The organism is Moorena sp. SIO1F2, from assembly GCF_010672755.1.
Taxonomy (GTDB): Bacteria; Cyanobacteriota; Cyanobacteriia; order Cyanobacteriales; family Coleofasciculaceae; genus Moorena.
In genome coordinates this window covers 1-13640 of the sequence record NZ_JAAHFV010000040.1, presented here as the reverse complement: position 1 = coordinate 13640, position 13640 = coordinate 1, and the positions used below count along the sequence as shown (strand labels likewise).

The following is a 13640-nucleotide window of genomic DNA, read 5'->3' as shown; positions in this document are numbered from 1 at the left end:
TATCGATGCTACCGGACTTGATGTCACCCCTTACAGGACTTCCGGAATAACTTTACTTGTAGAGTCACCCTACTACTTATAGCTTATAGCGTTTGGTGCCCAGTTTTGTGTAAGTCCTGCTGTCAGTTAATTGACCAACAGTATCAAACAAGACATGGCTATATATCTTTAGTCTATTGACTTGATCCTATAGATGACTACAACACCTGCTACCGAAGCGATCGCTATTCTCATTGATGTGGCACAGCGGGGAGAAATTGACCCATGGGATGTTCAGGTAATTGATGTCATTGACCGCTATCTAAGTACACTAGCATTAGACAGTGATCCAGAACTTGGATACCGTGACACGGACTTGTCTCAGTCTGGGCAAGCGTTTCTATGGGCATCCATGCTAGTTCTACTGAAAGCCGATACCTTGGAACGTTTAGAAGAACCGGAGGAGTTAGAGGAATCCGAAGAACTCGATGAGTCCGAGGAAATTGGTGGCAGGGGAGATAGAGGTTTGCCTCGCAATCTAGAACGTCATCTACGCCGTCGCTCTGCTGCCCGACCCCCTAAAAGACGCCCAGTAACCCTGCCAGAGCTAATTCAACAGTTGCAGGAGATGGCAGCCCAACTGGGTGAAAACCCCTTACCTTCCCCTAAAAAAGGGACTCGCTCTAGTGCCCGTAGTCAGGCAGCTCGTATTGCCCATCTAGCTCACGATGAAAACCTGACCGAGATTGCCACACGGCTGGAGGAATTTCTATGCCGCTACTGGTATGAGCTAGCGGCAGACAAAGATTGGCTGAATTTAAATCAGTTGTTAGAGTGGTGGACGTTATCCCCATCATCTGTTGCATCAACTTCCGTTGGTTCTTCTTACCAGGAGGATAAACTCGGAACAGCCAAGATGTCGGGAAAAGCTGACACAGAAACAGCAATCACTCCTATTGAATCACCAATAGGGGACAGAGTTAGTGTTTTCTGGGGACTGCTATTGTTATCTGCTCAGTCTAAGGTTGAGTTATGCCAAGAGGAATTCTACCAAGATCTAAAAATCCGTAAATTGGAGTCATGAACCCCACGCTTAAAAGCGGGGGGTTGTAAAATCAACTAGCCTTGTCAGGAAACCAGGAATTCTCAGCTGGGGTCACTTAAAGCATCACTCAAAGCATAGGTTAAAGAAAATCGCAGCTTGCAAGTCCGCTGTGTAATAGCAGCAATGATGAAAACAAGTTAGGGACTTTAGTGCCTTGTGCTAATAGTGGGTGAGAGTTCAAGGACTAGTTAGAATCGTACTCAATTGCCCACATCAACCTCTATGGATTTAGTTTAAGGAGAAAAGATACATGAAAGCCATGATTCTGGCAGCTGGCAAGGGAACTCGCGTTCGCCCTATCACTTACACTATTCCCAAGCCATTGATTCCCATCCTGCAAAAACCAGTAATGGAGTTTTTACTAGAACTATTACGACAACATGGCTTCAACCAAATTGTGGTCAACGTCTCTCACTTGGCTAACGAAATTGAAAGCTATTTCCGAGATGGGCAACGCTTTGGCGTTGAAATTTCTTATTCCTTTGAAGGTCGCATTGTCGATGGTCAACTGGTTGGGGAAGCCCTCGGCTCAGCTGGTGGCATGCGTAAGATCCAGGACTTTTATCCCTTCTTTGATGATACATTTGTGGTGCTCTGTGGTGATGCCCTGATTGACCTGGACTTGACCGAAGCACTTAAGTTCCATAAAGAAAAGGGAGCAATTGCTACCCTAGTGGCAAAACCTGTACCACGAGAACAGGTTTCTAGCTACGGTGTCGTAGTTACAGATGAAAGTGGTCGAATCAAAGCTTTCCAAGAAAAACCCTCAGTGGAGGAAGCCCTCAGTACCAATATCAACACAGGAATTTACATTTTTGAGCCAGAAATCTTTAAATATATCCCCTCTGGTCAGGAATATGACATTGGCGGCGAACTGTTTCCCAAACTTGTGGAAACGGGGGCTCCTTTCTATGCGGTGCCAATGGATTTCCAGTGGGTTGATATTGGTAAAGTGCCAGATTACTGGCGAGCTGTTCGAGGTGTACTGCTTGGAGAAATCAACAATGTACCGATTCCCGGCAAAGAAGTCGCTCCCGGAATCTATACTGGCTTAAATGTGGCGGTGAATTGGGACAAAGTAGATATCAAAGGTCCGGTTTACATTGGTGCTATGACCCACATCGAAGATGGGGCAAAGATTATCGGACCAACTATGATTGGTCCCAATTGCTGGATCTGTAGCGGAGCAACCGTTGAGAATAGCGTAATTTTTGAATATTCTCGCCTTGGAGCCGGAGTACGTCTAGTGGATAAGCTAGTGTTTGGACGCTATTGTGTTGATAAGACTGGTGCGGCTATTGATGTTCAGGCGGCAGCCCTAGATTGGCTGATTACTGATACCCGCCAGAGTTTGCCTGTCACTGAACCAGCAGAACGACAAGCGATCGAGGAAATCCTGAGCAGCAAGAGTTAACAGGTTCACGTAAATCCCCGTCCTGATAGAAGGCGGGGATTTACCCAGCTAAACAGCTTTAAAGAAACTTTCCAATTCAGGATCACAGCAAGAGGATCACGGGTATTTGGTAGTTGCTACATTGAAAGATGGACTATAATAGAAAGAAGAAATAACTGCAAGGGGCCTTAATGGTTTCGACGTGTTGGTGAAAGCTGACCCGTGATTCAGGTCGAGAGTGAGTCTTCTCTCGGAAATACCGGACTCAAAAAAATTGTAACTGCGAACAACATCGTTCCTTTTGCTCGTAAGGCTGCACCTGCTGTTGCCTAAACACCTATAAACAGGTTCGAGCGTCTGTAGTTTGACTCCGTTAAGGACTACGGACTTAACCCCAACGGATGCTCTAGTAAGCTGTCTTTGGTCGGTTTGCTAGCTAAGACTTCACCAAAGCATCCTGTCATCCGGGATAAGGGATGATCCCCGCTCCGAGGGTTAAAGGGGCTAGGCCTGTGAATGAGCGATAAGTAAATAACCAGGGCGGACACGGGTTCAATTCCCGTAGGCTCCATTAAAAAATAAATATGACCTATTAAGATTGATTTCCTGGATTTATCCCGGTACATCAACGTTAATTTTTATTCTCCTAGGGAGCATGAAAGTGATTATTCCTCAACTTGTCTCACCATTCAATACTTCCACTGTATTTATTGGTCTGTTTATAGCAGTTATCAACATGGTTCGGTAAATCTTGGCAAAATAGGATTAATTTGACTGCTAAAAATAGCAGTGGTTATCCTGTGATTAATTAATTAATATGTTAAGGATACGTATTTATTGGCTTAAGCTAACCCCACCTCAATCAAACATTCTCAATCAAACATTGTAGATTGGGTTAGCTTAAGCATTCTGTTCAACCCCGATTTAATACTCCAGATTTAGTAGTATTAGGTTAACAGCTTATAAACTGAGCTTAATAAGCACCATGCCTATTCAAGATTACCATGATAGTTTTCAGAATCAGCTTCAGGTCGTAGCCGATAGACCACTTATGTTGGTAATCCAAGTCCATAAGAACCACATCTTCAAAGTCAGTCACCTTTGAACGACCATTGACTTGCCATTCACCGGTGATTCCAGGTTTAACTCTTAAACGCTTGTAGTGATGGCGGTTGTAGCCCATGACTTCATCAAAGGTAGGAGGACGAGTTCCGACTAGGCTCATCTCTCCGATCAAGACGTTCCAGAATTGGGGAAATTCATCAAGACTGGTGCGGCGTAGAAAGCCTCCGATCCGACTGATACGGGTATCATTTTCATTTTTGAATATATGACCTTTAGCTTGGTTTTCTACTAAGTGCTTGAGTTTGTCTGCACCCACAATCATTGAGCGGAATTTCCAGATTCGGAAGGGTTTCCCATTTAGACCACAACGGATCTGACTATAAAATAATGGGCCGGGATCGAATATCGAGATAGCGATCGCAATGGGAATTGCAATGCTCACGGTAATTAATAATCCAACCAAAGCTCCAATAATATCAATTAATCGTTTGATATTACTGTTGGCAGACTGATGAACCTCTTGCTTAAATAAACAACTTGGGATTCTCTTATCCCAAATTTGTGAATCAACCGAGGTATAAGCAGAAGACTTGGAGATAATCACGGCTTTATATTAGTTATCTAAAGTTGATTAAACGACGGAATAATTGCTTGAAATCCCCAGGCTGATAGAACAGTTATGCTCAAGTAAGCTAACTTGCTTAGGTAGTTTTTGCCCAAACTTTACGGAAGAGTCTCCTGCCATTTTTTAAAATATTTGGTAGGCACCCACTAACCCTAAAGTCTTTGTTGTCAACTAAATAGTCTATTAACCAGACCGCTGAAAACTTTAAAAGTTCCCGCTAATGTCGATATTTTTTCAAAAAAAGTAAATTATATATAGGTAGATGACCTTGTCATTTTTATTGACCGCCTTATTAATAATTTTTAATCGAAGCCTCTGATTATAGTATTTTGGTTTGTCAAAAAAGGAGTAGTATATTTTGTATCATTTCATTGAACTTTCACATTTTAGGGACGAATTCGTGAAGGAATTGTGAATTGGGGTTGAATTAATTGACTTCCTGTATGAATTTTGATATAATAAATATTTTACTATTATTAATCAACCAATGACTGGAAATGATTAGAGGTAAAGATAATCCAATTGATGTTAAGTTGCTAGGTAGACATCCGTCAAGACTACCTCTGAGACCAAATCCAGGTTAAAAACCTCCTTTATAATCAAGTCATGGGGCGAAGCCTTAGGTGAAAGGCAGGTAAACCCAAACTTATCTAGCCGCAACTTCCCTCTTGACTGGGCTAAAAAGGGGCTATAAAAGCGGATTTCAGATCACAGATAAGTAAACACGGCTATAGCTTAGCCATGTTGCCAGCTTGGCAGTAATTTTCAATAATTTACCGAAAACAGAACAGACGCGCTTCATCCGAGTCTATTAACAGCGTCCCACGGATTGCTAAGGGCTGACGCCCCGCTGCCCGAACAAGGAAATACGCGCCCCTCGTGGTAGCCCCGTCTTTTTAAAGCGGGTTAGAAGTTTCCGCAAGAATAGTGCAGCCTTTATAGTTGGTAGGCTATGCATTAAAGGTGACAGGTTTTGTTGTAAGGCTGCACTATTCTAAGGTTTCGTCTCCGGGAGGAAACGCGACACGGCAGTGCGAGCAATCCCTCGCACTGCCGTCAAAAAAAATGTATAATAATGATGATGTGAGTAAAGGCAGACGCCTACGTGATGAAGCGACTCTAGTACCGGAGAGATACCGACCCTGGCCAAAAGGCCACGCTACGCGAACAACGATTACATTGCGCTAATCCTCTTGTGAACGGGTAAATAATTGCAGATCGCAGAGCGTACCGAACTGGCAAGCGTGGTAGTACCTCGAAAGCATAATTTTTGCAAGAAAAGTAGCGGGAACTGTTGGGATTGAAGTGACTGACAGAACTCAGTAGGGGCGCTTTGACTACGCCTGTAAGATTCGTTCATGGATTCTTAACGAATCCCCGCGTCTAATGACCGGGGAGTGTCAACCATCTGTTCACACAAATCTGTCAACGCATTAATAGTAGCAATGGCTTCTGAATGGTCAAGGGAGTCATTGGTTCGAGATGTCTTCTGGGACTCTGGGGTACCATCGGCTAAGTGCGATTGGCCATAGGCCACGCTACGCGATGCTCGGTACGAGCCGCTACGCGAACGCAATGGTGTATTTTCTTCAGACAATCCTATGCCCCACGATTGAGGCAACTCTCCTGTTAACCAATCCATTGGTGGTTCCTGATTCAAATCTGATTGGCCTTTGGCCACGCTACGCGAACGGTCAGACACCACCTCAGTCATAGTCAGAGAGTTTTTGGACAATAAGGTTTCCGGATGTAATTGAAAGCTATCCTTATCCTCAACTTGAACCTGTACATCCGGTGGTTGTTGTGAGGAAGACCATACGCTTGAAGCTTCTCGTCCTAACTGCTGAGCTAGACGATTCACAAAGGCAGCAAACAACATTTCTCCCTGCATGCCTAAGCTGTGCATTTTTTCAAGTTCCTCAGATAAAGACTCCTGGTAACCTTGAAGATCTCTGTGTAGGGTCTCAAAAATCAACCGCTGGTTAACATCTATATTCTGTATGAGTTGATCAGATTGTTTTTGAAGCTGCTGTAGTTGCTCAATGACCTTTTGTCTTTGGGCTACAGCAACAATCTCGTCCTGATTTGAAGGCAATCGGTTGATTGAGTCATCACTAGTGGGATTCTGTTTTAAGTGAGCTTCCCAATTCGCTAAAATTTGAGATAGCTTTTGGGTCAAGCTTTCGACAAGGCGGTTGATTAGCCCTTGTGATAAGTAGTCTGAAGCAAACTGCACATTTGCAGTTTGTTGTTTGGTATAGTAATCCAGCTGCTGCTTGGTACTCTCCAAATGCTGAATTTCTCGTACCAGAGACTCCCGCTGTTGCTGTAGAGCCTCCAACTCTACCTGCAATGGTTTCGTGAAATCGGTACGTAGAAGGTTCATTTCTTGAGTAACCGCTTGCAGGATTTGCTGCACTCCCTCCTGAACAGATGTGGGTACTCCCGTCTGAGATGGGGTTACTGTAGTAGTTGTATTGTCCGATTCCACCCCTAGCTTTTGCTGTTGGGAAACTAGGTAGCTACGAACTTTCCGCAAAACCTGGTGTGCAGCCGCTAGGTCACCAGACTTGAACCATGGTAGAGGAAAGTCAGGCTTATGGAGGATGTGGTCAATATCAGCAATCAGAGATTGAATGTCGGTTTGAGCAGTCACTTTGAAACCCTTGACGAGAACAAATTGAGTCATACAGGAGTGAGAGTCAGCCCCCTGTGTCTAATGTTAAATTGCCAGAGTCACCAAACTATTACAAATTGTTCATCATGGAGCATAATAACTGTACTTACCCGATGTGATTATTGCCAAGCCCTCTACCAGAATTAGCCTACCTCAGCTCACTGCAAGTAGTTTAGCTCCAGTAGAATCTTTGTTTGTCAAGGCAATTTCACTCACATCAGTCATTTTCGTTGGTCTACCAAAGGTGGTGAGGTTAAGCAGATCTGCTTCATTGGCTTCTTTTAGTTGACACAGGCAAACTCCCTGACTCACTTGATTTGACAGCGGATCATCTATCTATTCAAGGTGTTTACGAAGCGCTCATGATCCCATGGAAGACCGATACAATTCATCTGAAGTTAACTCTAATGTTCATGATTCGATGGCTAGCACTCCTTTTTTTGCTGGCTTACCAGATTCTAGTGTCAAAAAAGCCATTATTAATATGGTTACCCGTAGCCATCCTGCAAATCGAGTGATTTTACTTGAGAATGACTGGGGGGGGTCTGTCTATTTCATCTTAGATGGTTGGGCAAAGATTCGCACCTATAACATGGATGGGAAGGAAGTGACCCTCAATATTCTTGGGAAAGGAGAAATCTTTGGTGAAATGGCAGCGTTAGAAGAAGTACCTCGTTCAACAGATGTGATTACCTTAACCCCTACAACCATTGGTAGTATACCCGCTCAGGATTTTACCCAGTTAATTCATACGGAACCTTTGGCTGGTGTCCACTTAGCTCAGTTGATGGCAAAGCGTCTGCGTCAGGTTAACCGACGCCTACGCTTGCGGGAGTCAGATAGTACCTCACGAGTGGCAGACACCTTGTTGTTTCTAGCTGAAGGACAAGGCAAATTGAAACAAAGAGGAACTGAGATTCCTAACTTACCTCATCGAGAGATAAGTAGCCTTAGTGGATTGGCGCGGGAGACGGTCACACGAGTCCTGACAAAGCTGGAGAAGAAAGGCTTGATCATGCGGGATCAGGATACCCTTTTTATCTGTGATCTGCCTGCTCTAGAAAAGATGATTATCTAGTCTTGAGATATAAGGTATCTCCAAATGAGGAGAAATTTGAGATGGGCTAAGATGCAAGGGTACTTTAACAGTATCTCTTCTGTTATCATCTGTCCCTTTCCTCAAGAGGTTCCTAAATTTGCATGAGTGATTCTTTTGATGATGGTCAAGCTGCTTCACCAGATCTCTTTGCCCAATCTAAACACAAACCCACAAAATCAACAATGGAATCCCCTAAGAGCAATGCTGATGTAACTGAGATCGGGGATCAATTAACTGGGGAGCAAAATTACCCAATAGAGAAGAGGGAACCTAGGGCAGTCTACAAACAATCCACTTCTGCGAACTCCCCTAACCTGATTAATGGTCTAAATCCTAGACCTCAGACACCCATAACCATGGTAGAAACAGCGTTTCTGGCCAGTACCGCCAGCTTGATTTGGCTGATTAATTATTACTTTCCTCTAGGACCAATACTCAAAATGTTTTTCCCAGTGCCGATTGCTTTAGTCTACCTAAGGAGGGGCAATAGGGCATCCTGGATGGCAGCACTGGTTTCGGGGTTGTTACTATCAGTGCTTATGGGAGTAACTCGCAGTATTATCTTTTTGGTCCCTTATGGTCTGATGGGTGTACAACTGGGAGCTTTCTGGAAACGTCGAGCTAGCTGGCTGCTTTCCATTAGCATGGGTACGCTAATTGGTACAATAGGCTTCTTTTTTCGGTTTTGGTTGTTCTCAATTCTATTGGGGGAAGACCTCTGGGTTTACGTGATGACCCAGGTGACAGGATTATTGGATTGGTGGTTTGTCAAGCTGGGGTTGCTATTTCAGCCCAGTCTATTTCTAGTTCAAACTTTGGCTATAGTAATGATTATTATTAACAATGCCATTTATTTATTTGTAGTGCATATTGTAGCTTTACTAATGCTCGACCGATTAGGAAACCCGATTCCTAGACCACCAAACTGGGTAAAAGTTTTGCTGGATTACGATTGAGCTATTAGTCATTGGTCACTTGTAATTGCGAAGAGACTGTTTGTTATACTTTCAACGGTCAGATTAAGCGCTACTTGGGGGCTACGCTTTACGCAAACAGTTATCAGCTCTGAGCCTTTGGAGCTTACAGCTTAAGCTTGATTGATTACCTTTAGCTCAGTTTATGCCCGTGGGAAGTATGGCAATCGTTCTTTTATTTAATCTAAATTTATGGAATTATATTGCTAATTTTATTTTTTTGTGAAATAAAAAGTATTACTATTAAATAGTTAAATATTTACTACTTTATTTGCTACTTTTTAGAAATTATTCTGTTAACTTATCCAAAGTTAACTGTTCCCTTTAACCACAATTAATCTGTAGTGTAGTATGTTTTTTCTATTTCATATAAGAACTAAGGACTAAGGATTAAGGACTAATGATCCGAGTTTATACCCAGCAGGTAAAGGGAAAACGGTGGTTACAGCAGTATCAGGGATGCTCACCGGTATTTGCTTGTATTTTAGGATTCACTGCTACTGGGTTGATTCCAGGCATTTCTGCTGCTGGTGCTACCCCAGATGATCGTCAGTATACTGCGATCGCAGATGCTGAGTTTTTGGTCAATGGAGTTACTCGCCAACCTCAATATCCCCTTCCTCCTCTAACTGTGGGAGTATCCCCTGTCTTTATTTCCCGTGCTGTAGTTGAGGCATTTAACCTACCGATCTATCTGTTCAATGCTGGTTTACCTCACCCTCCGACAGTACCAGCGATTGACTTAGGTGGTATTCCTGCTAAGTGCCTAACTTCTGGCAATGCCTTGCCCCTGGAAACAGTCAAACGACTATTTGAGCAAGGTTTACAGTGGGGAGAAAAGCTAGCAAATGTGGTTGGTGATAGCTATCTGATTATTAGTGAGTGTGTGGTTGGGGGAACTACCACCGCACTTAGCCTGCTCACTGGCTTGGGGATTGATGCAGCTGGCAAGGTTAACAGTAGCCATCCCCAGTGCAATCATGGTCAAAAATGGGACGTGGTGCAGCTGGGGTTACAACGAGCTGGGTTAGGGGGTAGGGGAGCCGGGGAGCTTCCTGAAAGCGAACCTAGGAAGAAAAATTCACCGTTTCACCCCTACCACCCCGCACCTTTATACTCCGTCACCTCCTCATCCTCTCACCCCCTCACCCCCTCACCACTTGATCACTTAAAGCTAGTGGCAGCGGTGGGAGATCCGATGCAAATTGCCGCAGCAGGTATGGCAATGGCAGCTAGTCGTCGCTGTGGCGTTTTACTCGCTGGTGGTACCCAAATGCTAGCGGTTTATACCTTAGCACAGGCATTGGCAGAGTCGGTTTTAGCTTACCCCAGTATTACTGAGGGTAATTCCCTAGCATGGCAACCAGCACAAGTAGTTGTGGGAACAACTCGCTGGGTGGCAGAAGACTCGACTGGTGACACGGTTGGATTAGCACAAGATATTGGGAGTGTACCCCTTTTGGCAACACAATTGAGTTTTACCCAGTCTCGTTATCCTCAGCTACAGGCATATGAGCAAGGATATGTCAAGGAAGGTGTGGGTGCTGGAGGATGTGCGATCGCAGCCCACCTTTATAAGGGTTGGAACTCGGCTGAATTACTTCAAGCCATTGAAAACTTGGTGGAGCAATATGGTCTTTCTCTGAGGTGATTGTTGTTGGAGCCAGTGAAAAAACACTTTACAGTCTGACCAAGTTAGTTATAAAATCCTTGGCAGAGGCACTGATTTGTTTTAGCTATTAACCTTGAACCCTGAGGCTAATCTGGAGAAGACTGGCAATTAGGAATGAATTCGCTGTGCTAGGAGTTGTTCTTCTAAGGCAGCAATCCGATTGTAGGCTGCTGTAAGTTGGGCAGTTAAGCGTTGGACTTGAATATCGGCAGAGATATTATTGTTGCTATTGCTAGAGAAACTACCTAGCCCAGAGTTACTATCAATCAGCACATCTTTATGTTGGGTCAGTAGGTTAATGGCACTTTGACTTTCGTGGGTCCGGGGTATCGGTTGCCCAGTTGGCTGAGATTGCTCAGTTTCCTGCCTTGAACTATTTTTGAGTTCAGAAAGACCTTCTGAAACCTTCAAACTGAGTTTTTCGATGGCTTCGCACAGCGTATCTACTCTATCACTTAGAGCCATGATTTGATTTTGATATTCATCCATAGGATTTTAAACTACCATAACTTAGTTCTCTTTTTATCCTAGTCACTTAAGGATTAAAATCCGATGAATTGCTGATTTATTTAACTATTGTCAAGAATATGTCAAAAATCCGCTCTAAACTCCTTAGAGTCTGTTTTCCAGAGTAATTTTTTCAAAAATGCCAGATAGCCGCTGTATATCTTAATATTTACCCTGATTAATTCAACCTTAATTAATAATTGTCTTTTATCCCAAGTTCCGCACCACAATTAGCACAATCGGTTTTTTCGGAATTAATTCCTTGGCATTAGTGATTTTTAATACATAACGTACGGATAGTTTTGCCCATGTCATTACCTGATCTAACTCCTAGAGAGATGGTCAAGTAATCGAAGTTGACAAGATAACCAATCAGTGCATTAACTGCTTGATCTGGATATTTCTATCTCCCGATCACTCTATCTTACAGATCTAGATTTTTTAGCTAGTCCGCGAGAAGCCCCGCGCTCTACCTGATAAGGTGAGCGTCGGGATGATAGCGGGGCAATGAAGTGAAACGGAATTGCCGACTAGGTATTTTTTGGCTCAGGGAAACGAGCTATTAAACTTCTTAGCAACTCAGATGAAGTCATCCCCCTTCGGTCGGCTTCCTGTTTTAACTGCTGTTTTTCAAAATTAGTCATTCTGATTACAAATCGTTGATATTTGATTTTTGAATTGACACCTGTTACAACATTTGTTACCTTTATAGTAGGTCGAAAAATAGGAGATAGCAACAATGAGGTCAGCTTATCAGTACCGGTTAAGATTAACAAAGCCACAAGAAGCGGAAGTAGAAAGATGGTTGGATATGCTCCGTCATCAATATAACTACTTATTGGCTGATAGGTTTAGCTGGTATGAGCAAAATCGTTGTTCTATAAACTCCTGTCCTTTGGTGTGTCACTTGCCAGAACTAAGAAATAATCCTGATTACTTTTCTCAGAAAAAGACTTTACCTCAACTAAAAAAGGATAGACCTTGGTACGGGGCAGTTCAGTCTCAAGTTTTGCAAGATTGCGTTAAACTGGTAGACCTAGCCTTTAAACGTTTCCTGAAAGGAGACAGTAACGGAAAGAAAAGTGGCAGGCCAAGATTTAAAAGTAAAAATAGATACAAATCGTTGACTTTCCCCGCTCTTTCTAAGAACCCGATAACTGGGAGTATTTTGACTCTTCCTAAATTTGGGAAGGTCAAAATGATTTACCATCGGCCTATCCCCGAAGGGTTTAAAGTCAAAACGGCTACCATAACCCGAAAAGCTGACGGGTACTACGTCACACTATCTATTCAGGATGATTCTGTTCCAAATATTATCCCAGTAGATAGCGCCTCTAGTCCTGTTGGGATAGATATGGGTCTTAAGTCCTTTCTGGTTAAGTCGGATGGCTCTGAGGTGCCAATTCCTCAATACTATCGGAAAGCTCAAAAACTACTAAAGAAGATTCAAAAAGCCGTTAGCAGATCCAAAAAAGGTAGCAACAACAGAAAAAAGGCTGTTATTAAACTAGGGAAAGCTCATAAAAAAGTGGCCGATACTAGAAAAGATTTTCACTTCAAAACAGCGAAAAACTTACTAGACAATCACGACCTAGTTGTTCATGAGAAGTTAAATATTAAGGGTTTGGCTAAGACTAAAATCGCCAAGTCTGTACTAGACGCTGGCTGGGGTTAATTCCTGTCTATACTGTCAACCAAAGCCGTTCGCGTAGCGTGGCCTACGGCCTTAAATGCTGGGTTACTTACAGTTGCAGTGAATCCTCGAAATACTAGCCAAAACTGTTCCAATTGTGGGAAAAAGGTACCAAAGAAACTGAAAGACCGCATTCATTCTTGTCCTCATTGTGGATACACAGCAGATAGGGATGTGAATGCGGCGATCAATGTATTAAATTTGGCGGTAGGGCATTCCGTCAGTAGTAAAGCTTGCCGAGCAACCGAAGGGATACCTGGTGTTGGCAAGAAGCCCGCGTTGTCCCGTTAGGGCAACGTCGGGAGTATGTCACAGTTAGCTCTGAAACAGGACTGTGTGTTCAGGGGGAGGAGAGGCAGGAAAAGGGAGACCAAGCTGGTGTTTTCGTTCTTTTGATCGTGCTTACTCTTAATTAACTTACATTAATAACAGTATAACTATTATTGATTTTAATTAATGTTACATTGATGTAAAATTAGATTCAGATGCCTTAGCCCTTGACTTGGATTAGTTTTGTTAACCAGACTATGAGTAGTTGTTAATTGATTAGATTTACTAGATCTAGCAGATGGCTGTTGGTCTAAGAGATCACAAAAGTCAGTTAATTGGTAATAGCTATGGTAGTTGCTATTGAGCCAATGTAAATTAAGGTCAAATAGTTGGTAACCAGAGGAAATTCAGAAATACTTATGAAGCGACGCTCCTTGATACTAGGTGCTAGTACCATAGCCCTTAGTCAGTTAGCATCTGGTTGTACTGGACAACAAGCCTCTTTAAAGGTAAGGCTGTTGCAAAATTCAATCCCAGTTCAGCTGTTGGGTGAATTTCGTAAGACGTTAAAATCACGGCCA

The 13640-nt window shown here is 43.1% G+C and carries 9 protein-coding genes, 1 other RNA gene and 2 pseudogenes; 9 read left to right on the top strand and 3 right to left on the bottom strand.

The annotated features are described in order from the left end of the window. The first annotated feature begins 193 nt into the window (after positions 1-193). The 3 genes from F6J94_RS07945 to ssrA all read left to right on the top strand — a co-directional run bounded on the left by F6J94_RS07945 (position 194) and on the right by ssrA (position 3051). Entirely contained in the window at positions 194-1063 is an 870-nt protein-coding gene (locus tag F6J94_RS07945; RefSeq protein ID WP_293038839.1) for a segregation/condensation protein A, read from the top strand. Positions 1064-1334: 271 nt separating this feature from the next. Continuing rightward, complete coding sequence (locus F6J94_RS07940; protein WP_293025167.1) at positions 1335-2498, top strand: NDP-sugar synthase; 1164 nt, start codon at positions 1335-1337, stop codon at positions 2496-2498. 161 nt (positions 2499-2659) lie between these two features. Further along, positions 2660-3051: a transfer-messenger RNA gene (gene ssrA / locus F6J94_RS07935) on the top strand. 399 nt (positions 3052-3450) lie between these two features. Here the strand turns inward: ssrA and F6J94_RS07930 are convergent. Then, positions 3451-4086 (bottom strand): sugar transferase, encoded by a 636-nt coding sequence (locus F6J94_RS07930; protein ID WP_293038873.1) that lies wholly within the window; start codon positions 4084-4086, stop codon positions 3451-3453. Between the two features lie 980 nt (positions 4087-5066). Between F6J94_RS07930 and F6J94_RS07925 the strand changes: the two are divergent. Further along, positions 5067-5165: pseudogene (locus F6J94_RS07925) on the top strand (RNA-guided endonuclease TnpB family protein); the annotation flags it as partial. Beyond that, entirely contained in the window at positions 5131-5355 is a 225-nt protein-coding gene (locus F6J94_RS07920) for a hypothetical protein (RefSeq protein WP_293038837.1), read from the top strand. The pseudogene F6J94_RS07925 and the gene F6J94_RS07920, both read left to right, overlap by 35 nt. A 178-nt stretch (positions 5356-5533) precedes the next feature. Here the strand turns inward: F6J94_RS07920 and F6J94_RS07915 are convergent, their stop codons facing one another. Next, entirely contained in the window at positions 5534-6823 is a 1290-nt protein-coding gene (locus tag F6J94_RS07915) for a hypothetical protein (RefSeq protein WP_293038835.1), read from the bottom strand. A gap of 391 nt (positions 6824-7214) precedes the next feature. On the opposite strand from F6J94_RS07915, the gene F6J94_RS07910 reads away from it, so the two are divergent. From F6J94_RS07910 to F6J94_RS07900, 3 genes are all read left to right on the top strand, one after another. Further along, the gene (locus tag F6J94_RS07910; RefSeq protein WP_293038833.1) at positions 7215-7922 is read left to right on the top strand and encodes a Crp/Fnr family transcriptional regulator; all 708 of its coding nucleotides are present in this window, start codon (positions 7215-7217) and stop codon (positions 7920-7922) included. 122 nt (positions 7923-8044) lie between these two features. Then, a complete protein-coding gene (locus F6J94_RS07905; protein WP_293038831.1) occupies positions 8045-8899 on the top strand; it encodes a DUF2232 domain-containing protein in 855 nt (284 codons plus the stop codon). A gap of 418 nt (positions 8900-9317) precedes the next feature. Next, entirely contained in the window at positions 9318-10568 is a 1251-nt protein-coding gene (locus F6J94_RS07900; protein ID WP_293038829.1) for a nicotinate-nucleotide--dimethylbenzimidazole phosphoribosyltransferase, read from the top strand. 129 nt (positions 10569-10697) lie between these two features. Here F6J94_RS07900 and F6J94_RS07895 read toward each other — a convergent pair whose 3' ends face one another. Continuing rightward, positions 10698-11078, bottom strand: a complete 381-nt coding sequence (locus F6J94_RS07895; protein WP_293025178.1) for a hypothetical protein — start codon at positions 11076-11078, stop codon at positions 10698-10700. A gap of 757 nt (positions 11079-11835) precedes the next feature. Between F6J94_RS07895 and F6J94_RS07890 the strand changes: the two are divergent. Next, a pseudogene (locus F6J94_RS07890) lies at positions 11836-13080 on the top strand (RNA-guided endonuclease InsQ/TnpB family protein). Positions 13081-13640 lie beyond the last annotated feature (560 nt).

What these genes read in the sequence shown, in the direction of transcription:
- F6J94_RS07940 (WP_293025167.1), top strand. Translation starts at nt 1,335, where the DNA reads ATGAAAGCCATGATTCTGGCAGCTGGCAAGGGAACTCGCGTTCGCCCT.
- F6J94_RS07945 (WP_293038839.1), top strand. Translation starts at nt 194, where the DNA reads ATGACTACAACACCTGCTACCGAAGCGATCGCTATTCTCATTGATGTG.
- F6J94_RS07910 (WP_293038833.1), top strand. Translation starts at nt 7,215, where the DNA reads ATGGAAGACCGATACAATTCATCTGAAGTTAACTCTAATGTTCATGAT.
- F6J94_RS07895 (WP_293025178.1), bottom strand. Translation starts at nt 11,078, where the DNA reads ATGGATGAATATCAAAATCAAATCATGGCTCTAAGTGATAGAGTAGAT.
- F6J94_RS07900 (WP_293038829.1), top strand. Translation starts at nt 9,318, where the DNA reads ATGATCCGAGTTTATACCCAGCAGGTAAAGGGAAAACGGTGGTTACAG.
- F6J94_RS07905 (WP_293038831.1), top strand. Translation starts at nt 8,045, where the DNA reads ATGAGTGATTCTTTTGATGATGGTCAAGCTGCTTCACCAGATCTCTTT.